19 protein-coding genes are annotated in these 22,269 nt (G+C 42.4%); 8 read left to right on the top strand and 11 right to left on the bottom strand.

The window, feature by feature from the left end; translation table 11 throughout:
* Positions 1–68: 68 nt before the first annotated feature.
* The 4 genes from aroQ (at position 69) to C0V77_RS08280 (ending at position 6,576) form a co-directional block, all read left to right on the top strand.
* Positions 69–497, top strand: coding sequence for a type II 3-dehydroquinate dehydratase (gene aroQ / locus C0V77_RS08265; RefSeq protein WP_101725862.1), 429 nt, complete (start codon positions 69–71; stop codon positions 495–497).
* Between the two features lie 371 nt (positions 498–868).
* Positions 869–1,975 carry an efflux RND transporter periplasmic adaptor subunit gene (locus C0V77_RS08270; RefSeq protein ID WP_101725956.1) on the top strand — a complete coding sequence of 369 codons (1,107 nt, stop codon included), beginning with the start codon at positions 869–871 and terminating at the stop codon, positions 1,973–1,975.
* A gap of 32 nt (positions 1,976–2,007) precedes the next feature.
* Positions 2,008–5,112, top strand: coding sequence for an efflux RND transporter permease subunit (locus C0V77_RS08275; RefSeq protein WP_101725863.1), 3,105 nt, complete (start codon positions 2,008–2,010; stop codon positions 5,110–5,112).
* Between the two features lie 171 nt (positions 5,113–5,283).
* Positions 5,284–6,576: a TolC family protein gene (locus tag C0V77_RS08280; RefSeq protein ID WP_101725864.1), complete on the top strand. Its 1,293-nt coding sequence runs from the start codon at positions 5,284–5,286 to the stop codon at positions 6,574–6,576.
* A gap of 145 nt (positions 6,577–6,721) precedes the next feature.
* Here C0V77_RS08280 and C0V77_RS08285 read toward each other — a convergent pair whose 3' ends face one another.
* Both C0V77_RS08285 and C0V77_RS23370 read right to left on the bottom strand, forming a co-directional pair.
* Positions 6,722–8,038: a Gfo/Idh/MocA family oxidoreductase gene (locus C0V77_RS08285; protein WP_101725865.1), complete on the bottom strand. Its 1,317-nt coding sequence runs from the start codon at positions 8,036–8,038 to the stop codon at positions 6,722–6,724.
* A 291-nt stretch (positions 8,039–8,329) separates the two neighbouring features.
* Positions 8,330–8,491: a hypothetical protein gene (locus C0V77_RS23370; protein WP_229236234.1), complete on the bottom strand. Its 162-nt coding sequence runs from the start codon at positions 8,489–8,491 to the stop codon at positions 8,330–8,332.
* A gap of 16 nt (positions 8,492–8,507) precedes the next feature.
* Here C0V77_RS23370 and C0V77_RS08290 point away from each other — a divergent pair, with 16 nt between their 5' ends.
* Both C0V77_RS08290 and C0V77_RS08295 read left to right on the top strand, forming a co-directional pair.
* Entirely contained in the window at positions 8,508–8,876 is a 369-nt protein-coding gene (locus tag C0V77_RS08290) for a response regulator transcription factor (RefSeq protein WP_229236235.1), read from the top strand.
* 113 nt (positions 8,877–8,989) lie between these two features.
* Positions 8,990–9,517: a DUF4199 domain-containing protein gene (locus tag C0V77_RS08295; RefSeq protein WP_101725867.1), complete on the top strand. Its 528-nt coding sequence runs from the start codon at positions 8,990–8,992 to the stop codon at positions 9,515–9,517.
* 295 nt (positions 9,518–9,812) lie between these two features.
* Here C0V77_RS08295 and C0V77_RS08300 read toward each other — a convergent pair whose 3' ends face one another.
* From C0V77_RS08300 to C0V77_RS08330, 7 genes are all read right to left on the bottom strand, one after another.
* On the bottom strand, positions 9,813–10,790 hold the full coding sequence (locus C0V77_RS08300) for an SUMF1/EgtB/PvdO family nonheme iron enzyme (RefSeq protein ID WP_229236236.1): 978 nt from the start codon (positions 10,788–10,790) through the stop codon (positions 9,813–9,815).
* A gap of 74 nt (positions 10,791–10,864) precedes the next feature.
* Positions 10,865–13,324, bottom strand: a complete 2,460-nt coding sequence (locus C0V77_RS08305) for a bifunctional UDP-N-acetylmuramoyl-tripeptide:D-alanyl-D-alanine ligase/alanine racemase (RefSeq protein WP_101725868.1) — start codon at positions 13,322–13,324, stop codon at positions 10,865–10,867.
* Between the two features lie 42 nt (positions 13,325–13,366).
* Positions 13,367–13,804: a hypothetical protein gene (locus tag C0V77_RS08310; RefSeq protein WP_101725869.1), complete on the bottom strand. Its 438-nt coding sequence runs from the start codon at positions 13,802–13,804 to the stop codon at positions 13,367–13,369.
* A gap of 79 nt (positions 13,805–13,883) precedes the next feature.
* Positions 13,884–14,339, bottom strand: a complete 456-nt coding sequence (gene coaD, locus C0V77_RS08315; RefSeq protein WP_101725870.1) for a pantetheine-phosphate adenylyltransferase — start codon at positions 14,337–14,339, stop codon at positions 13,884–13,886.
* A 202-nt stretch (positions 14,340–14,541) separates the two neighbouring features.
* On the bottom strand, positions 14,542–16,029 hold the full coding sequence (locus C0V77_RS08320; RefSeq protein ID WP_143706033.1) for a cellulase family glycosylhydrolase: 1,488 nt from the start codon (positions 16,027–16,029) through the stop codon (positions 14,542–14,544).
* Between the two features lie 457 nt (positions 16,030–16,486).
* Complete coding sequence (locus C0V77_RS08325; protein WP_158237913.1) at positions 16,487–17,365, bottom strand: DUF3822 family protein; 879 nt, start codon at positions 17,363–17,365, stop codon at positions 16,487–16,489.
* Positions 17,366–17,431: 66 nt separating this feature from the next.
* Complete coding sequence (locus tag C0V77_RS08330; RefSeq protein WP_101725873.1) at positions 17,432–17,881, bottom strand: NUDIX domain-containing protein; 450 nt, start codon at positions 17,879–17,881, stop codon at positions 17,432–17,434.
* 157 nt (positions 17,882–18,038) lie between these two features.
* On the opposite strand from C0V77_RS08330, the gene C0V77_RS08335 reads away from it, so the two are divergent.
* Complete coding sequence (locus C0V77_RS08335; protein WP_101725874.1) at positions 18,039–19,463, top strand: ATP-dependent RecD-like DNA helicase; 1,425 nt, start codon at positions 18,039–18,041, stop codon at positions 19,461–19,463.
* A gap of 12 nt (positions 19,464–19,475) precedes the next feature.
* Positions 19,476–20,558, top strand: coding sequence for a magnesium/cobalt transporter CorA (gene corA, locus C0V77_RS08340; protein ID WP_101725875.1), 1,083 nt, complete (start codon positions 19,476–19,478; stop codon positions 20,556–20,558).
* Positions 20,559–20,672: 114 nt separating this feature from the next.
* On the opposite strand, the gene C0V77_RS08345 is transcribed toward corA, so the two are convergent.
* Complete coding sequence (locus C0V77_RS08345; protein WP_101725876.1) at positions 20,673–21,683, bottom strand: glycosyltransferase; 1,011 nt, start codon at positions 21,681–21,683, stop codon at positions 20,673–20,675.
* A 4-nt stretch (positions 21,684–21,687) separates the two neighbouring features.
* Complete coding sequence (locus tag C0V77_RS08350) at positions 21,688–22,224, bottom strand: hypothetical protein (protein ID WP_101725877.1); 537 nt, start codon at positions 22,222–22,224, stop codon at positions 21,688–21,690.
* Between the last annotated feature and the right edge of the window lie 45 nt (positions 22,225–22,269).

Genomic DNA, 22,269 nt, shown 5'->3' on the forward strand with positions numbered 1-22,269 from the left:
CAGTAAACACGAATGGTTTTCGTAACTTGCCATAAAAATACTCAATCATCTATTCAATTGTTTTTCTGATGAAGAAAATAATTATAATTAACGGACCCAACCTGAATCTGCTTGGTAAAAGAGAGCCTCATATTTACGGAAGCCAGACATTTGAGGATTATCTTGCTGAACTAAAGCTGTTATTTCCTGATATTGAACTTCATTATTATCAGTCTAACCACGAAGGGAGCATAATTGATAAAATTCATGAGGTTGGCTATGGCCAGGTAGCATTTGATGGCCTCATTATCAATGCTGGCGCTTACACACACACATCAGTTGCCATTGCCGACGCCCTATCGGCCATTAAAACCCCTGCAGTAGAGGTGCACATCTCTAACATACATGCCCGCGAGGCATTCAGGCATCATTCTTACCTGACCAGCCGATGCAAAGGCATGATTTGCGGCCTGGGCCTGAAAGGCTACGAAATGGCCATCCGGTATTTTATGGTGTAGCCTGCCAAAAACCACAGAAAGGGGCTTACAGGCCAATAAATCTGCCGGTTAAAAAAAGCCACTCAAAAGCCACCTTTCAGTTTTAAAATTAAGCATTTATTTATGTTCTATTAATACTGAATTTATGCTTAAAACAGGGTATTTATGCTTATGATACGTTTTTTAATGAATAGTCGTCAAATTAGACTAATTTGTCGTTTAATTAGTCTGACAATGACATTTATCATTTAACTTCGTGAATTATAGCGTTGAAATTCAGTTTGGTATATTAACATAATCCATAACCTTTTACATACGCTAGCCGTTTATTAAATACTTATACCTTTTATTTACTAACTCTCTCTAAAAAGAAAAATCTTAAAATGCGTTCTATGCGTACCATACTTACCATTGTTGCAATTATTGTAGTTTTAGTGCTAGGCAAAATTTTCTTATTCAGCAAACCTGATGATAAAATGGGCGGAGGCCCCGGAGGTGGCGGTGGCGCTGGCAAAGGGGGTGACAAAGGAGGAGCCAAAGGCCCCGGTGGTGGTGGCCCTGCAACTGCCGTAAATATTTTTGTTACGGGTTTTGCACAGCTTGACAACGCTGTTACGTCGCCGGGTACGGTGTTTCCGAACGAAGAAGTACAGCTAATGCCCGAGGCGTCTGGCAGAATCGTTTCTCTTACCATTAAAGAAGGTAGCCGCGTTGCCGCAGGGCAAACAATTGCCAAAATAAGAGATAACGACTTACAGGCACAGTTAAAGAAACTGAACTACCAGATTGAGCTGGCTAAACAAACCGATGCCCGCCAGAAAAAACTACTTGAAATTAATGCGATTAGCCGCGAGGAGTATGAAATTACTTCAAACACGCTGAATACCCTTGCTGCCGATAAAGAATTTATAGAAACCAGCCTGGACAAAACCGTGCTGAAAGCGCCGTTTGCAGGTAAAATAAGTTTCAAAAATGTCAGTCTTGGTGCTTATGTAACGCCAAGTATCAGCCTTGCCACACTGGTGCAGACCAATCCGGTAAAAATTGATTTTGCAGTTCCTGAAAAATACTCAACCCAGTTAAAACTGGGTTCTGCGGTTAAGTTTGAAGTAGAAGGGCAAAGCCAGATTTACTCTGCCACCATTAATGCCATTGATCCTAAAATTGACCCGAACCTGCGCACGCTGAAAGTTAGAGCCATTGCTCAGAACCCGAACGACAGACTTATACCTGGTATGTTTGTAAAAGTAACTGTAGACCTTGATATATCGCAGGCAATTATGGTACCTACAGAAGCTATTATTCCTGTTCTGAAAGGTAAAAAGGTATACGTAATGCAAGATGGCAAAGTAACCGAAAAAATGGTTGAAACAGGCTTGCGTACCGACAAAAGTATTCAGATTACGAGCGGACTGGTACCCGGAGACTCGCTTATTGTGAGTGGTATAATGGCATTGAAAAAAGATGCTCCTGTAAAAGTAAAACAGGTTGTAAAATAAGGTTTTAGCGTTGAATTGAAATTCGTAAAAATATGTCTATATCAACCATATCCATTAAACGCCCGGTTTTAGCCATAGTGATGAACCTCATCATCATCTTATTTGGTGTTATTGGTTATACTTATCTGGGTGTACGTGAGTATCCGTCTATTGACCCGCCGGTGGTGTCGGTCAGAACTGCCTACGCCGGCGCCAATGCAGATATCATTGAGTCTCAGATTACCGAACCCCTTGAAAAAGCGCTGAACAGCGTTGAGGGTATCAAATCTATCAGCTCTTCTTCAAACGTTGGCTCAAGCCAGATTACTGTTGAGTTTGAGCTTGGCGTAGACATGGAACGTGCCGCCAACGACGTACGCGACAAGGTGTCGGGTGCTGTACGCCAGTTACCACAAGATATTGATGCCCCTCCGGTTGTATCTAAAGCCGATGCCAACTCAGACCCTATCATGAGTATGCTGCTTCAGAGTGAAGCCCGTACCCACCTGGAGGTTAGTGACATGGCCGAAAACGTGGTAGCTCAACGTCTGCAAACCATTCAGGGTGTTAGCTCTGTAATGATATGGGGGCAGAAAAAATATGCCATGCGCCTTTGGATGGACCCAACCCGGATGGCGTCGCAGGGTGTAACCACCCAGGATGTAAAGCAGGCGCTTGACCGTGAAAACGTAGAGCTGCCTAGCGGTAAACTGGCCGGTGACAACACAGAACTAACCGTAAAAACAGTTGGCCGTTTTAAAAACGAAACTGACTTTGAAAACCTGATTGTAAAAACAATCGGCGATAAAATCATCCGCTTTAAAGATATTGGCACCATTCAGCTTGGGCCTGAGAACGAAGAAACCATTCTTCGCCTGAACGGAATCCCGATGATTGGTCTGGCTATTGTGCCTCAGCCGGGTTCTAACTACCTCGAGATTTCAAAAGAAATCAAGAAAAGAGTAGAAGAAATTAAGCGCGACCTGCCCAAAGATTATAAAATGGACGTGCTGTTGGACAATACCGTTTTCATAGAAAACTCGGTGGAAGAGGTTGGCGAAACCCTGATTATTGCCATTGTGCTGGTTGTGATTATCATTTTTCTTTTCTTCCGCGACTGGATTATTGCCGTAAGACCATTGATAGACATACCTGTTTCATTAATAGGTACATTCTTTGTGATGTATTTGCTGGGTTACTCGGTTAATGTGTTAACACTACTGGCAATCGTATTGGCAACTGGTCTTGTGGTTGATGACGGTATTGTTGTTACCGAAAACATCTATAAGAAGATTGAAGAAGGCATGAAACCCATTGAGGCCGCCATTAAGGGGTCTAATGAAATCATATTTGCCGTTATCTCTACTTCCATTACGCTGGCGTCGGTATTCTTGCCGGTTATTTTCATGCAGGGTTTTGTAGGTAAGCTGTTCCGTGAATTTGGTATCGTGCTTGCCTCGGCGGTTCTGATATCCGCCTTTGTGTCGTTGACACTTACCCCAATGCTTAATGCTTATCTGGTAAGAAAAAACCACAAACGCTCATGGTTTTATGAAAAAACAGAGCCGTTTTTTGAGAACATGATTAACAGTTATCGCGAACGACTGAAAGGCTTTATGAAAATGCGTTGGCTGGCTGTGCCTATTCTGTTCGCAACAATGGGGATTATCTGGTTCTTCGGCAAAGACATTCAGCAGGAGTTGGCGCCACTTGACGACCGCAACTGGTTCCGTATTTCTGCCACAGCCCCCGAAGGCTCTTCTTTTGAATACATGGACAACTACATGTTGAAGATGGGTAAAATGTTGCAGGATTCTATCCCGGAAGCCAAAGGTATCATGACCATCACAGCACCCGGCTTTTCGGGTTCAGGTTCACCTAATACAGGCATGGTACGGGTGGCATTGAAAGACAAAAAAGACAGAAAACGCTCGCAGCAGGAAATAGTAGATTTTGTAACAAAGAAGCTGAAAGGCATGCCTGATGCCCGGTCTTTTGCTATTCAGCAACAAACCATTTCGGTTGATGCCCGCGGAGGTTTGCCGGTGCAATATGTAATTCAGGCGCCAGATTTTGCAAAACTGCGCGAATACATGCCTAAGTTTATGGAAGAGGTATCTAAAGACCCTACGTTTGTGGTCTCTGACATGAACCTGAAATTTAATAAACCAGAGCTGGAAGTAACCATTGACCGCGAGAAAGCCAAAAGTATGGGTATTTCGGTATCTGATGTGGCGCAAAATATGCAATTGTCTTTTGCAGGGCAGCGTTTCGGATACTTTACCATGAACGGCCGCCAGTATCAGGTTATTGGTCAGTTTGACCGCGCCAACCGGGACGAACCTCTTGACTTGAAGAGTACTTTCGTTAAGAATAATCAGGGTGAAATGATTCAGCTGGATAACATCATTAAAACTGAAGAGCAAAGCAGCCCGCCGCAATTATACCACTTTAACCGGTATATGAGTGCCACGGTTTCTGCAGGTCTTGCGCCAGGTAAAACCATTGGCGACGGTATTAAAGCGATGGATGCCATTAGAGACCGCCTGAATGATGAGTCAATCAGAACGGCGCTTTCAGGTTCATCCCGTGACTTCGCCGAAAGCTCATCCAACACATTATATACCTTCATTCTTGCGCTTGTTTTGGTTTATCTGATTCTTGCGGCCCAGTTTGAAAGTTTCGTTGACCCTTTCATTATTATGCTTACCGTACCACTTGCCGTGGCCGGTGCAATGTTCTCTTTATGGTATTTTAACCAGACATTGAATATTTTCAGCCAGATTGGTATGATTATGCTCATAGGTCTTGTAACCAAAAACGGTATCCTGATTGTAGAATTTGCCAATCAGCTACGCGAAAAGGGCATGGGCATAAAAGAAGCAGTTATTGAAGCAGCGGCCATGCGTTTCCGCCCTATTCTGATGACCACCTTCGCCACCGTGCTGGGCGCAGCGCCAATTGCATTTGCATTGGGCGCAGCCGGTAGAAGCCGGATGTCGATGGGTATTGTTATTATGGGTGGTCTGTTGTTCTCGCTGGTTCTTACTTTATATGTAATTCCGGCCATCTATTCATTCTTGTCGCGTTCTAAAAACTACGAACGCATGAAACAGATTGAAAAAATTGCTTACGAGTCTGAACATGAAGTAGCCTGATATTAGCCGGGGGTAAGCCCCCCGGCTAAACATTTTCAACTTTAAAGATTCAATTGCCTATTGTATTAATGAATGGCTTAGGCCAGCATTAAATTTCAGAAGCATCATTACCATAGTTTCATTAGCCAATACTTAACCTGAACCAATGAAACTCAGATAAAATATAACAACGTGAAAAATTTTATTATTCTTCTATTATTCGTTGCCCAATCATCAATTGCACAGGAAGTACTCACATTGGAAAACGCCGTAAGCCTGGCGCTGGAAAAAAACTTTGATGTTAAAATTGCAGCTTTACAACAAAAAGCAGCAGAAACACAGGTTTTTAAAGGCAATGCAGGTATGCTACCCAGAGTAGACCTAAACACCAATGCAGGTACTGCCTTTAACGAAGTTAAACAGAAACTGGCCAACGGTAGTGAAACCAACCGTTTTGGTACCAACCTTACGCCTTCTGCCAACGTGGCCTTTACATGGACACTTTATGACGGCAAACGCATGTATGCCATATATGACCGGCTGAAGAATCAGAACCAGCTAAGCCAGATTCAGACACGCATTGCCATGGAAAACACAATGGCTGGTGTAATGGCTGCTTATTATGAAATAATGCGCCAGAAACAAACGGTGCGTTTTCTTGAAACCATTATTAAGTATTATGAAGAGCGCCTGAGCATTACACAACAACGCTGGGAGTTCGGTAAGGGTTCTAAACTGGATTATCTGCAGTCTAAAACAGATTTAGGCACACAGACCAGCTTGTTAATACAGGCTAAAACCGACATGAGAAATGCGAAGGTTGCTCTGAACAACCTGCTGGCCAGAGACCCAAACCTGAACTTTGATGTGCAGGAGGTTTTAGAGCTCACTTTTGACCCGTCGCAGGAAGAACTCAGAAGCAGAGCCCGTACTGCCAATAAAAACTTGCAGGCTTTGAGAAAATCAACAGATATTACCATCATTCAGCAAAGAGAGGCAGAATCTTTCAGATTACCTCGCGTAACGCTTAACTCATCTCTGGGATACTCACTGAGCAAAACCAATGCAGGTTTGTTTTTGTATAACCAGAACTACGGTTTAAATACCGGTATAGGCTTAACCTGGAATATCTTCAACGGTCAGATTGTCCGCCGGCAGATACAGACAGCCAAGATTAATACAGAAATTGCCAAAACCCAGGAACAGGACTGGATAGTGCAAATGGAGAACGATTTAATGAGAGCCTATAATCAATACCAGACTGACAAGGAGATTCTGAAACTGGAAGAAGAGTATAATCAGGTGGCTGATGAAAACATGAAGATATCGTTAGAGAAATTTAAATTGGGGGGCTCGACCATTCTTGAAATAAACGAAGCTCAACGCAGCCTGAATACCTCTTTAAACCGCCTTACCAATGCCCGGTTTAATATCAAGATTTCTGAACTGCAACTGTTGCGCCTAAGTGGTGAACTGGTAAAGTAAACCGGAAACCGAACGTAATACCCTGACACTAAAAAACCTGCAATCTTACGATTTGCAGGTTTTTTGGTTTATAACGACTGATTGTTTCTAATTCAGATACCTGGTCTCCTGAGGCCTGAAGAACGGAATATCATTCCGTTCAACGTTAAACCGCCTTAGTTTTACCCGGCATCGGAATTGGATACCAACCATCTTTGTCTGGCAAAACTTTGGGTAGCGTATCCCAGGTATATTTATCAGGCATCAGGTTAATTTCAGAGTTAAGCGCTTCTTCCCATTTCACACGTTTACCTGAGTAACTGGCCATGCGACCCATAATGGCCGTCATTGTACTTTTTGCACCGTTTTCGGCGTCATTCAAAGGTTTATTGTTCACAATGGCATCAAATAAAACATCGTGTTCTACCTGGTACGGGTTTTTATCACCATCGCCTTTGTGTCTCCAGATACTGTTACCTTTCAGGTCATAAATTCTACCCTCAGTAGCACGGCCTTTGGTACCAATCAGGTGCTCCGAAACGTCAGAAACCGTACCTGGCTGGTGGCGGCAATAGCTGTTCAGTATCATGCCGTCGGCATATTTAAATTCTATTGCGTGGTGGTCATATATTTCACCGAATTTTTTATCGGTTCTAACCTGGCGTCCGCCCATACCTAATGCTTCGGTAGGGTACCCACCTTTAAACCAGTTGATAACGTCAATGTTATGGATGTGCTGCTCATTGATGTGGTCGCCGCAAAGCCATACAAAATAGTACCAGTTACGCATCTGGTATTCCATCTCTGTCTGGCCGGGTTGGCGTTCATTTACCCACACACCATCGTTATTCCAGTAGCAACGGGCAGAAACGATATCGCCTATGGCACCTTCAGTGATAACTTTATTGTAAGTCTCAAGATATGATTTCTGATAGTGACGTTGTAAACCAACCACTACTTTCAGGTTCTTCTTTTTCGACTCTTCGGCCGCTGCCAACACACGGCGGATACCAGGGGCATCAGTTGCCACAGGTTTTTCCATAAAAACATGCTTGCCCTGGCGCACCGCTTCTTCAAAATGAATTGGACGGAAACCCGGAGGGGTTGTCAACAATACTACGTCTGCCAATGCAATGGCTTGTTTGTAACCATCAAAACCTGTAAACTTACGGTCTTCAGGCACATCAATCTTACTTTTTACACCTTTTCCGGGTTCTTTTTCGGTTGTAAGGTTTTTATAGCATGAGTCTATTCTATCACGGAAGGCATCGGCCATTGCTACCAGTTTCACATTTTGCTTAACAGATAGCGCCTGCATGGCCGCACCTGTTCCACGTCCGCCACAACCAATCAAAGCAATTTTGATGGTATCATCAACAGAAGAGTTGGCTGCTGACTCAAATGGAAGACTGGCAACAGACAATCCACCTGCTACTACAGCAGACGCCTTTACAAAATCCCGGCGAGAAAAGTTTGTGTTCATTTGTTTGAGAGGTTATACGAGTTGATATTTTCAGAAAACAAATTTATCTTATTTCCTGAAATTTTCATGTTTTTTTTTGGAAAATGTCAAGCCGCTGATTCTTAATTACTTGAAAATCAATTTAATTATCGATAATTTTGGTAATAACTTATAACTGCATAGACATAATAAATAAAGTATTTCAGCATAATGATACCTTTATTTACTAACGCTTTAACCAATTACCGGCAAAAATAAGGAACAAAACCTCCGGATTCCGGAATACAGGCGAGCGAAAACATGGCATGACCATCAATCAAAAACTAATTGCTGAATACCCGGCAGCCGGGCAATATACCTGAACATACTGATGATGATTCGTGAATTTCTGACAAGAAATAAACAAACGGTAATGTATGGCGTAAGCCTGGCCATACTACTGTTTTTGCTGAAATGGCTAGAACTGCGGTTCATACTTTTTAGTCACTCAATGGAAATTTACATTGGCTCCATTGCCCTTTTATTCACCGGCCTGGGCATTTGGCTGGCCTTAAAACTGATGTCTCCTAAAGTAGAGGTTAAGATTGTAGAGCAATTGATTGAAAAGCCGGTAACAAAACAAAACAACGATGAATTTGAGTTGAATGAAGCATTGCTACTTGACTTAGGCTTGAGTAAAAGAGAACTGGAAGTTTTGGAATTGATGGCCAGCGGACTAAGCAATCAGGAAATTGCCGGCAAACTGTTTGTTTCGCTCAATACGGTAAAAACGCATACATCAAATGTGTTTGAAAAACTGGATGTAAAAAGGCGCACCCAAGCCATAGAAAAAGCCAGGCGGCTGAGCCTTATTCCCTGATTATGCTCATACTTTGGTATGAAAAATCAGGTCATAAGTCAAAATCACCCAAAAGTATGAGCCTCAATTGATTTTTTGATGCAAGTTTTACAACCTAAATAAAACAAAATACTATGAAAAGAATTGTACTTGTAAGTGGACTCATTGCCGGGCTAATTGTGTCTACATTTATGGTTTGCTCAATAGCATATTGCTATGCCACCCAACAGTTTGAGGGCAGTATCTGGGTGGGGTATGCCTCTATGTTATTGGCTTTTTCGCTGGTTTTTGTGGGTATAAAAAACTACCGCGACAAACACAAAAACGGTGTTATTAGTTTTGGGCAGGCCTTTAAAGTGGGTTTGCTGATTAGCCTGGTTGCGTCTACGGTTTACGTGGTAGTCTGGACGATTGACTACTATGTATTTGTACCTGACTTTATGGAGGTTTATTCTACCCGTATGATAGAAAAGGCAAAGGCCAGCGGAGAAACAGCAGCTAAAATACAGGAAGAAATAGCCATGATTCAACAATCGGCAGGAATTTACAAATCGCCTCTGGGGGTTATTGGTTTTACTTATTTTGAAATACTACCTGTGGGCCTGTTGGTAACACTCATTAGTGCATTGATACTGAAAAGAAAAAAGGCTGTGGCGGGGTGATAATTTAGTGATTGAGCGGGCGGCGTTCCGCTGAATGAGTGATTGGCTGAATTGCGAATGAACAGATGGCGAATTAGCCTATACGAATAGCTATAAAATTAAATGGTGAATGCCGATAATTTTTATCAAGGCATTCACCATTTTTTTATGCTAATCAGGTGTGAAATCAATTGGTTGAGTTAAATTTATCACTAAATCAGCGGAACGCCGCCCGTTCATTCACTCATTCACTCATTCACTAAATCACTCATTCATCGGAACGCCCGCTCATTCACTAAATGCCCCATTCTACAAATCAAGGTATATCCTTAGGAGGGCGGGCAAAGTATGCTTCTATTTCTTCTTTAGATGGCTCTTTTACTGGTCTTACTACCCTGAAACCCAGAAAAGGTGCATCGGTCAACCACCAGTCAGACTTAGGAATCTGAGGGTCACGTTGTTTCAGTTCAGGAGTTGACGTTCTACGAGCAGCACTACGGAGTTTGTCTGCGTCATCGTCCCAGTGTCCGCCGCGAATCACGTGCGGGTAATGCTTCGTTGGTTTTACATAAGGGTTATTAACGGCCTCAGGTTTGCCGTAGAAGTCGGCCACATACAAGTCAGATGTCCATTCGGCCACGTTGCCATACATATCATACAAGCCCCAGGCATTTGGTTTTTTCTGACCAGATTTTTTATACGCGCCATCTGAGTTATCAAAAAACCAGCCATAGTCTTTCAGCTGTGAGGCGTCATCGCCAAAATAATAAGCAGTCTTGCTACCGGCACGGGCCGCGTACTCCCACTCTGCTTCTGTCGGCAGGCGATAAAAATGCCCGGTTTTAGCGTATAGCCATTTACAGAAAGCCCTGGCAGCAAACTGCGTAACATTACAAACCGGAAAACCACTTTCTTTTCCTTGACCGAACGACATCTCTACATAAGGTTGTGTCGGGCGGGCAACTACCCCTACTCTGCTTTGCACTTCGGGTGTGTTTTTAGTATCGGCCACCTCCAGTTCTTTGTTAAAGAAGGTTTCGTACATTTCCCAACTGGTTTCAAATTTAGCCATCCAGAAGGCATCAATTTTTACAGTATGTTGGGGGCCTTCGTCTGTTTTGCGGTCTTTTTCGGTAGCAGGGCTGCCCATTATAAATTCGCCTGCAGGAACGGGCACCATGTCGAGTCCATGAGAAAGCCCCGGAATATGCTCAGTGTAAGGTTTGAAATCATCACTGCGGAAACCGGAAAAAGCCAGTAAAGTTGCGCTGAGAATTATGGATATTTTTTTCACTTAGGTTGAATTTTTGATTTCACAAATATACTTACAGCATCTGTTCTATTGCAAAAATCACGATTTCAGAATACTTATTCTTTATAAAATACACGTTTTACGCGTTCACTCACACCTGTCAGAATCTCATAGGGTATAGTTCCTATTGAGGCCGCCAGCTCATGTATCGGCAGGTCTTTACCAAATATTATCACCTCGTCTCCCTCTTCACAACTGGCTTCTGTTACGTCTACCATGGTCATGTCCATACAAACATTACCAATTACGGGGCATCGTGTGCCATTAACCAGTACATAGCCTACACCCTTACTGAAACCGCGGTCGAACCCATCGGCATAGCCAATGGCTATAGTAGCAATGCGGGAATCTTTATCAAGTACACCTTTACGGCTATAGCCAATAGTTTCTCCTTTTTTGAGGTGTTTAATCTGCGATATAATGGTTTTAAGTGTTCCGACGGTCTGCAAAGATTTCTGCTCGGTTCCGGTAGCTTCTACACCGTAAAGACCTATACCCAGGCGTACCATATCAAAACGGGCCTCCGGAAAACGGATAATACCCGCCGAATTGCAGATGTGTCGTAATGGTGGTGTTTCACCCGCAGGCAGGGCCTGTATTATTTTATCAGACATCCGTTGAAAGCGGTCTATCTGAGACTTTGAAAAATCATTGTGTTCGGCTTCGTCGGCCCCCACCAGATGGCTGAATATTGATGCAATCTTAACAGAAGGATTCGATTTGAGCTGCTCAATCAGGGTATCGATATCCTGTTCCTCAAACCCAAGCCGATGCATTCCGGTGTCTAGTTTAATATGAATTCTGAATGTGGTATCAGGATATGAACGGGCAAAGTCAATAAACCGTCGGAAGATTGAAAAACTGTAAATCTCGGGCTCGAGATTATACTCTTTCAACTTACTGAAAGTTTCGGGCTGAGAATTAAGCACCATTACAGGCAGCTTAATGCCATTCTGCCGCAAAACCACTCCCTCGTCTGGATACGCCACCCCCAGGTAATCTACCCGGTGGTATTCAAGCAGGCTGGCTACTTCGGCGCTACCGCTGCCATAAGCATAGGCTTTTACCATTACCATTATTCTGGTGTTGCTTCCGGCTTTGCTTCGGTAAAAATTAAGATTATTGGTAAGGGCATCCAGATTAATTTCGAATACTGTACCATGCACTTTTTGTATGAGCCTGTCAACGATTTTCTCAAATGCAAACTTTCTGGCACCTTTTACAAGAATAAGGCTGTCTTGCAGTTGGTTAATCGGGTATTGTTTCAGAAACGCGTCGGTCGACGGGTAGAAAACCCCGTCAACAAAAAAATGCTGGTTTCTTGAAATGTCTTCTCCTATGCCCACCAGTTGGTCAATGCCTTTGCCTTTTACCAATTCGGCAATACTCTTATACAATTCGGTTTCTTTAAGGCCCGACTGCAGTAAGTCGCTGATTATTAACACCTTGTTTCTTTTGGTGTGGTGCTGGCTCATAAAATTGAGCGCCATGTTCAGGCCTGCGTAGTCGTTATTATAGGTATCGTCTATCAGGTAGCAGTCATTAATGCCCTGTTTCAGTTCCAGACGCATGGCTACGGGCTTCAGATTCATCAGGGCGTCGGCCATCACGCCTGAATCCTGCCCTTCCGGGGTCAGCAGCAGGCGCGCAAAAACACAATGGGTAGCATTTTCTATAGAGGCATCATCAGTAAACGGAATCCTGAATTCATATTCTTCGGCATTCCAGTTGATACTCAGTGTTGTATAATGTGAGGCCTTGCTGTACGAAACATTTATGGGGTTCTCCTGGTTGTTAGACCAGCCAATCAGCTGTATACCCGGATTAACCGCTTTCAGCAATAGTTTTATTTCTTCATCTATTTCTTCGTAGTCTTTACAATAGATAAGTGTTTGGCTCCTTTTAAACAAACGCAGCTTTTCGGTTACTTTTTGCTTGCGGCTTCTGAATCCCTCGTCGTGCGCAGAGCCAATATTGGTGAAAATGCCAATGGTTGGGCTAATGATGGGTTCAAGGTTTTCCATTTCTCCTGATTTAGAAATCCCTGCTTCAAAAATCCCCAGTGTGTGGCTTTCATTCATTTGCCAGACAGATAAACCAACGCCTATCTGCGAATTATAGCTTCGCGGACTTTTAATGATGGCGTAATCGCGGGCCAGCAGATTACTCAGCCACTCTTTTACAATGGTTTTGCCATTACTACCCGTTATGCCAATAACAGGTATGCCGAATTTCTTCCGGTGCGCTGCAGCTAGGTTTTGCAAAGCTTTTATGCCGTTTTCAACCATCCAGAATTTCCCGTCCGGAAAGCGGACAGGTAAATCAGCCGGCGCTGCTTTTTTTTCAACTACAAACTCCCGGACACCCTTCCGGTACAGTTCTTCAATAAAAGCGTGGCCGTCATGCCTTTCTCCTTTAATAGCAAAAAAAATACTTTGCTGTGGTTGAGAAACAAAACGGCTATCGGTAAGCAAAACAGTAGCCCCTGTCAATATCGGTTCAGAAAAGAAGTTCACGGGTATAAACAAAAAAAAGAATGCTGAAGAAAAACAGATACTCTATAAAGACGGCACCAGCTCAAGATTAACGGTACTGTTAGAGGAAATTAACTGATTATTGGTGGCTTGCAGTATCAGTTTGGTATTGGCAAGCTGTATTACTTTAAAATCGCCACCGAAACCCGTTATCTGAATCTCCATTATCGTATTATTGCTTTTAAGATACCAGGTACCTGCATTTTTTATTTGCTTTGATACTCTGTCCCGTCCGCGGGTTACGTTGTCTTCCCGGAACTCAAATTCAAGATCAAATATGGCCTGTGCCTGAGAGTTCAGCTCGTTGTTACCCAAGGTTTTTCCGTTTACGTCGGTGTAACGATCAAGTTTCCAGTAATTGGCCGACAGTATCTTTACCGAAGCAGTGGCAGGATTATTGCCGTCGCTTTTGCAGGCTGCTGCAAAAACTGACAGCATTAGTATAAAAAGTAGTTTTTTCATGTGAGTTTACCGTGAGGAAAATAAATTATGGCTGCAAAATTAGTATTTCAGCCTAGAGTAAACGTAGAACGGCGTGTTTTTATTCAAGGTTATACGGTAAAAAATCATTTACCTTGGCTCCGTACTTATGAAGCTCTCTTACGATGGTAGAACTGATAGGTGCCAGTTCTGGCGATGTAATGAGAAAAACAGTTTCCAAATCATCTATCAGATGGCGGTTTACCTGCGATATCGTGTTTTCGTATTCAAAATCGGTGGTATTTCTGAGGCCCCTCAAAAGAAAATTAGCCCCCAGGTTACGGGCTACATTGGCGGTCAGGTCATCATAAGTAATTATTCTTACTCCGTCGGTTCCTTTAAATGCCTCTCTGATTTTCTGTACCATCAGTTCTAAAGGGAAATAGCGATTTTTCTGGGTATTGGTGCCTATACCTATTATTACCTCATCAAACAGTTTAAGCCCTCTTAAAACAATATCAGCATGCCCTTTGGTGAAGGGGTCAAATGAACCGGGGAATAACGCTATTTTTTTCATGTATAACCAGGGTTAATTAGAATGGGTGAGAAAGCCAGCCAGAATTACTGTTTGCCTTTTTAAACAATAAAATTAAACCTCAAAAATTTAAGGAAAGGCAAAGTTGACTGAATATTTTAAAACTTTTAATATTTCAGCCGTAAATCTGCAAAACTAAAGGCTTTTCTCATGCCTATTACTTACCTGTTATATCTGTTTGCGCTTACATTTTCTCAACTCTCACAACAATAGACCTGCTAAAATCGGGCAGTATTGTTGCATTGTTTTTTATTTCGCCTTTGGTCCATTGTTGTTTCCAGGGGTCATAAAACTCTACTCTTAACACACCGGGTTCAAGTTTAAACTTCTGGGTTTTAACTACCCGCGGAGCCTTACCATTTACAAGCTCGGTCTGCCAGTTGTTTTCGCCATCTCTTATCCATATCAGGTCTTTGGTTGTACCCAGCAAACTGTAAATTTTAAGTTGGTTTTCGCCGTTGCTAAAGTAGGGTCTGGCATTTTCTTTTATGGGGTCAAATCCTTTAATAGCCTGGCTAAAACGGCCCAGATGATACCACAAGTTATTCTTGTCAACATAAAAATCCCAGTACCAGCTTTGCCCCGGAGCCGCCGAGCCAGAAAAGAATGGAGCAAAAAGTAAATCGTGAAACAAAATACCGTTTACGTCTTTATCAAACAATTTGGATGGCCCCGAATGGTTAGGCTCAACGGCGCTTGTTTCGGCCAGAACAATTGGCTTATCAAGATTAAACGACCTTAAATCGTTAATGGCATCTGCAGCCAATTCATCCATTGGCCCTCTGCATACTGCCAGTTCGGCCCCCATGTCAAGGTACCGATGCACCTGAGCAATTGAATTATCAGGAATGGCCGAAAATGTTTTATAAATAGACCTTGCCCAAGAGGTACTCATGCTACCCATGCTTTGCATAACCAGATGGTTAGGTGCCAGTTTTTTAACACCCGGAAAAATCTCTTTCATCCAGGCCTCCACAGCTGGCGTAGGCACTCTGGTGTGTTCCATTTCATTCCACAGTTCCCAACCAAATATAATGGGCTTGTTGGCATACCGGTTTAGCCAGAATGCTGCCCGGTTAAGATACACCGCTCTGCCTTCTTTGCTATTAATGTAGTCGGGCATATCTTTAAATTTACCACCGTTTTTAACAGCATAAAAGGGTTTGTCGAAAGCAAGCGAGTAAACAAAGGGTGCCGGATACCCGGTTAAATCTCTGAAATGCTCAAAACAAAGTTTTAATCTTATCTGGTATTTTTCAGCCAATGCTACAAGTTTATCAACCCGCTGGGCAATAACCGAATCGTAAACACCTATTTTTTTATTTTCAATTTCAAAGGCAGGCGCGCTAAGCCAGACTCTGGCAAAATTACCGCCATACTTTGCTGTTTCCTGAAAATAGTGTTCGTATCTCTGCAAGATAACTTCTTCTTTGTCTTCCTGCCTGATAAATGACGTATTGATACCTATAGGTATAAAGGTATCGCCATTGGTTAGCTGCAGGTATGCCTTGTTCTGAGGGCTAATACGTACATAACTTTCTGCTGCGGGTTTTACAACAGTGGTGTCTACGGGCGGTTTAGTTGTAACTACTTCCGGAGCACAACTCATCACAGACATAGAAAAGAATAATAAAACGGACGTAATCATGCGTTTGCGACTTCTGTTCTTCATTTAATAATAGGGCGTAAAGTACTATAAATAATAGTCAGATTGTAATTAAAAAACGATTTAAAAGGTCAAAGGCATGGCTACAAAATTTATTATTCCAACTCCAGCCTGCACACCCATACCGCTTTCGGTACTGAATGCCTGAAAAGGAAATTTCGAATAACAGATTGGTGGATTTTTTGCCGATAAAACAAATAAACAAAGGAGAAGCCTCTACAACTCAGGGTACCTGACTTACCCGGTTATACAAACTATCCAGATGTTAATCTGGTGTTTATCAATAATATGAGAGTACACCCAATTTAACTTAGCGATTGTTGTGAATTAATTCTAAAATCTTTTTCGAAGTGTTTTAATTAATTCGATTCGAAATTAACACACAGGCAGATAATATAAAAATAATGCAGTAAATATCAACAAAAATTTAATCTGTCAGGGATTAACAAAACTACAGCCCTGATTAGTATAGATAATAAGAGCAAAACAACGTGTAATACCTGTGCTCGGGCATTTCTTCAAAATACTGGCTGAATTTTATTCTGGACGGGTTGGCAGCAAATTCAATATTTTTGAAAGTCTTGTTCAGAAGCACAAACCCCTCTGAAAAAGTGGTTATCTCGCCATAAAATCTAACAGGTACGTCGGCATCCAGCGTAAGCTCGTTCATAATAAACATAACGTAATAAACCATGTCCTGGGCAGTACGGTATTGAAGCCTGTTGCAGAAATGCAGCCGGGCATCCTGAAAATAAACCACCGATACGTAGTTTTCTTCAAAATACAAATGCAACCCTGTGTTGGTTTTGTCTTTAATGCTCCCCTCTATCAGCGTACTCAGCAAAGGTTGTGGCGTTATTTTCCTGGCCGGATACATTTCTTTCAGCCAGTTAATCAGCTCTTTTTCTACACTGAAAACATTAACAATGCCCGAGTGGCCATGTTTAAATTCAAAAGCCTGCTCGAGTTCTGACAGATTTTTACCGGCAGCAAAATTAAGATATTTGGCCATGTCGTCTGGCTGATAAAGCTCATCCGGTATCAGTGTAAAGTGGTTACTGCTCACGGTAAGCCTGATGCTCTTCCAGTAATTGGCCGATAAAAACATGTGGTTCTTGTAAATCTGCTTTACGGTAGCCAAAAGCTGGCTGTGCTTAAATAACGAAAAAACGTGGTAGTCTTCCAGCCACATAACCACCTCATGAATTGTGTTATAAACTGCAAAACGGAAACGGTCATGCCCCGCCTCAATCAGCAAATGGCAGTCTGCTATCTGACTCACATCAAAGCGGTCGTCCTTAACCTCAAAGCTAGGCGAAATATTAGTTACAGTGGCCTCCAAATTATCTACCCTATTTTTATTATTCAAAACGGAATATCGCAATATTTTACCAGATAGGCAAAAACATCAGACATCCTGGTTATTTATCTTCCTATACAGCTCCTCCGAAACATATTCTCTGTTTTTAACAGGCACCCACTTTACCTCTTTTATTACTTGTAGGTGGTGGTCAGCTTCGGGGTCGTGCCCTGTTCTTAAAGCCCCAGACACAACCTTTACTTCAAAATACAACTCAACACCATGCAAAGGGTAGTGAATAAACTCCGACACAAACAAAAATCTTCCTACCCTTATTTCCAGTCCGGTTTCTTCCAAAAACTCCCGCGCCAAAGCATTTGGCAGCTGCTCGCCGTCCTCAACCCCTCCACCGGGTGGCAGCCAAACGTCATTGTCGTTCACAATGCCTTTATGGCACACCAGCAATATCTGCTCATTTTCTATACATATCCCACAAACCCTGACCCGAATCTGGTGCCCGTAAAATTTTAAGGCTGCTTCCTGCGTTTTAATTGGCATTAATAATTAGAAAGATTCTGCAAAGATATAGATTACTATCTTAGCGGACTTCAGAAAATATGAATGTTTTTTGAGGTATTTTCTAATAGATTCATAGCTACCTTTTTATGCACGGCATATATCTGCTTACTTTGCATAAAATAATGTGCTTCCGTAGATGAACCTTGCCCCAGATATTAAACCTTCAGAAAGGTTATTTAAAAAATTTCCTTTTACGCCAACACCCGGACAAGCCCGCTTGTTTGAGTTGATGGATGAGTTTATTCTGAGTGAGGATAAATACAGAGATGTATTTTTACTGAAAGGCTACGCCGGTACCGGTAAAACTACCTTTATTAACACACTTTTAAAAGTGTTGAAAGAGTTTGGATATAAATCGGTACTGATGGCACCTACCGGCCGTGCCGCTAAAGTAATGGCAGGCTATGCTAAAAAAAGCGCTTTTACGATACACAAGAAAATATACCGGATGGTAGAGAACACCTATACTGGTGCACTGGTATTTGAGCGGGTAAAAAACAATAATGAAGGCACCGTTTATATTGTAGATGAGGCCTCTATGATATCAGATGAGCGCGATTTTGGCACTAAAAGCCTGCTGCACGACCTGCTGGACTTTGTTTTTGAACAGGAAACCAACAAATTAATACTGATTGGTGATGAAGCCCAGCTGCCCCCCGTGAAAATGAACGTAAGCCCTGCCCTGAATGCCGACCACCTGAGGAACCACTACCACACAGAACTGACCGAACATTGCCTGACAGAAGTAATGCGGCAGGAGCAGCAGTCGGGCATATTGGCCAATGCGACTGCACTAAGAGATTTGCTTGATACTGAAAAACCGGCCATCAAATTAATGACCAGCCGGTTTAAAGATATATACAAAATGGGTAGCGACCGCCTGGAAGACGGCCTGCGTTATGCCTACGGGAAGTATGGGCGAGAAAACACGACTATTATTACGAGGTCTAACAAAACAGCGGTGCAGTATAACCGATACATCAGAAACGCCATTAACTATGCCGATAGTGAAATTGAAAGCGGTGATATGCTGATGGTTGTTCGCAATAATTATTCGGTTCTGAATGAAGATTCTAAAGCAGGTTTTATTGCCAACGGCGACTTTGTGGAAATAGTAAAGCTGCGTAAAGAGGAAGAAATACACGGTTTCAGGTTTATAAACGCGTCTCTAAGGTTGGTTGATTACCCCGATGAACCAGAGTTTGATGCCAAACTGATACTGAATACGCTCTATTCAAACGCCCCTACCTTAACGCAGGAAGAAAACAAGGCCTTGTATGAAAGCGTAATGAAAGACTATTTCTGGGCGAAGTCGAAAAAGGAGCGTCAGGAATTACTAAAAGCAGACCCTTACCTGAACGCCTTGCAGGTAAAATTTGCCTATGCCCTTACCTGTCATAAGTCGCAGGGTGGGCAATGGGATGCCGTTTTCATAGACCAGGGGTACCTGCCACCTGACACCGAGATTGACGATGACTATATCCGGTGGCTTTATACGGCAGTTACCCGCGGCGTAAAAGAGGTTTTTCTAATCAATTTCAATAAAGATTTTTTTGAGTAACCGTTCCAGGCTATGTCTAAGCATCATAAAAAACTCAACACTTATATAAATAAAAAAGCTTTTACTTCGCCCGGTACTTTGGTTTACGTGGGCAAGGAAGTAGCCGAAAGCACCACTATTAAACTGGTAGAGTTTAATCAGGAAGTTTATAACGAAAAAGACATTAAAGTTTTGAATGATTGCCACCCGGCAAAAAAAGAGAATCTGGTGGTTTGGCTGGATATTGACGGTATACATGAAGTGCCGGTAATTGAGGCCATTGGCAGGCACTATCATTTGCATCCGCTCTTACTGGAAGACATCCTGAACACCGGCCAAAAACCAAAAATGGAGCATTTTGGCGACAACCACCTTTTTACTGTACTTAAAATGTTTCAGTTTAACACAGAGCTAAACATGATTGAGTCAGAACACGTGGCTCTGGTACTGGGAGAAAATTACGTAATCAGTTTTCAGGAGATTCATAAAGCTGATGTGTTTGCACCTGTTTTCAGCCGCTTAAAAGCATCAATAGGCAAAACCCGCCGGGGAAAAGCCGACTACCTGTATTATTCATGCTGCGACCTGGTTGTTGATAATTACTTTGTGGTGCTTGAAAAACTGGGCGAAAAACTGGAAGAACTTGAAATAAAAATTATTGATAAACCCCAAACCGACGACCAGAAACAATTGTACCTGCTGAAACAGGAGCTGATGACCATCAGAAAGGCGGTTTTGCCCCTACGCGATATGTTTGGTACGCTCGTCAGAGAGGAGTCGCCGCTTATTCAGTCTGCTACCCATATTTATATCAGAGACCTGTACGACCACTTATTGCAGATACTGGATACTATTGAAACCTACCGCGAAATAGTTGAGAATATACAGAATATTTACCTGACCAGCCTGAGCAACAAAATGAATTCGGTTATGAAAACCCTTACGGTTTTCACGGCAATCTTTATGCCTTTGTCGTTTATAGCAGGTATTTACGGCATGAATTTCGACAACATGCCTGAGCTTCGGCACCCGTATGGTTATTTTTATACACTTGGGGGCATGGTTCTGATAACAGCTACGCTCTGGATTTATTTTAAGTGGAAAAAATATGTGTAATGCAATCCCAAAAGGTTAATCAATGGTAATTACCGTAATATTCCTGTTTTTTTTGAAAGGATTACTTTTACGCACGCCGACCTGCATAAGTTGGCAACAAAATGCTTTTATAGGTTAATACCGCCGTCCTTTCCAGACCAGCCTGGTAGGCAATAAATAACTTGCCAACTGCAAAAACCAGAAAACATACATATACGCCGTGTAGGCAGGAATGTAACGAAACAACCGTAACTGATGCAGACGCGTTAAAATACTGTAACCCACAATAAGATTGATAAGTAGGCTAAGACCAAAAACTAAAACAGGAATCTGCCAGTAGAAAAAACCGAGAATGACCAAAACCGGTAAAGCAACCCCCTGCAACAATGCCGGAAAAATAAGCGCCGTACCCGTAGAAAACCCTCCGGCCACCCATCTTTTACGCTGCTCAAAATAATTAGGGGGCGGCTTGGTAATGGTCATAACCGAGGCATCAAACCCTTGTTTGTAGGCATAGCCTTTGTCTATTATAGCTTTATAAAGTGCGTAGTCTTCTACTATTGAAAATTCAAATCCCTCATAACCACCAGTGGCCAGATATGCTTCTTTCAGCACCATCATGTTATTGCCCATAGCCGTTGAAGGTATCTTCATATCGGTCAGGGTTTTCATTATCTTCAATGCAAAAAACCATTCAAGAGCCTGGCAGGCTTCAAACCAGTTGGTGTTCTTCACTAAAGTAATGCCGGTAACTACACCTGCCCTATTTTCGCCGGGCGTATTACTCATTAGTGCCATCATTTGTTCAATCCAACGGGCCGGCACTTCTACATCAGCATCGGTAATGAACAGATATTCGCCTTTTGCAGACGCGGCCAATTGAGCCAGCACATTAGCCTTGCCCTTCAGGTGAGCCACCTGCTTGTCAATGGTCAATACATTGAATGCTTTTCTGTCAGCATCTGTTAAACCTTTCAGGTATTCATTTATTACATCCGCCGTGTTGTCTGTTGAGTTATCATTACCAATCAGAATTTGTGTAAATTCTTTTGGGTAACTCAGTTTCCTGAGCGATTCCAGCAGGTCGGTTATATTGTTTTCCTCATTGCGGGCAGCAATCAGGATACTCACCATCGGTAAACTCATGGGTTTAATCCTTAATACTGGTCGCTATTTTTTTAAAATCGGGCAATAGTTTATCAAACTCCGAACTCAACGACCAGCATAGTATCTGATAATAATATTTTTTCGTTTCAACGTAGGTAATCAGATAGGTAATCTTTACCTCTTCTTCATTTGCTTCCTTAAAATCTACCTCAAGCTCAGACTGAAAAAACCGGTTGCCTTTCCATTCAAATTCACGCGGATCCGTCTCCGCCCATTTGTTTTTTTCGCCTTTCAGATTGATGATGTTTTCATCGTGAAACTCGCGTAACGACCCGAATTTTATACCCTTCATTTCCAATTCTTCTTTCGAATCATCAATTACTACCATAAAAGCGTTTTTAACGGTATTAACATACTGCATAGATGCCACCTCGTTCAGCTTTACGGTTCTGGTCATGTAATTGGGTACTGACACATAATAAATATGCCCTGCTTTCTGCTCGGTAAATGTACTCTGGCTATACAATGCATTGGCCGCAATTACCAGCAGCCAGGCAAACAGCGCTCGTTTAATTTTCATGGTTTAAAAGGTTATACTGGGTTTAATTACGATGAATTAAGCCCT

Source organism: Emticicia sp. TH156 (assembly GCF_002855535.1).
GTDB lineage: Bacteria > Bacteroidota > Bacteroidia > Cytophagales > Spirosomataceae > Emticicia > Emticicia fluvialis.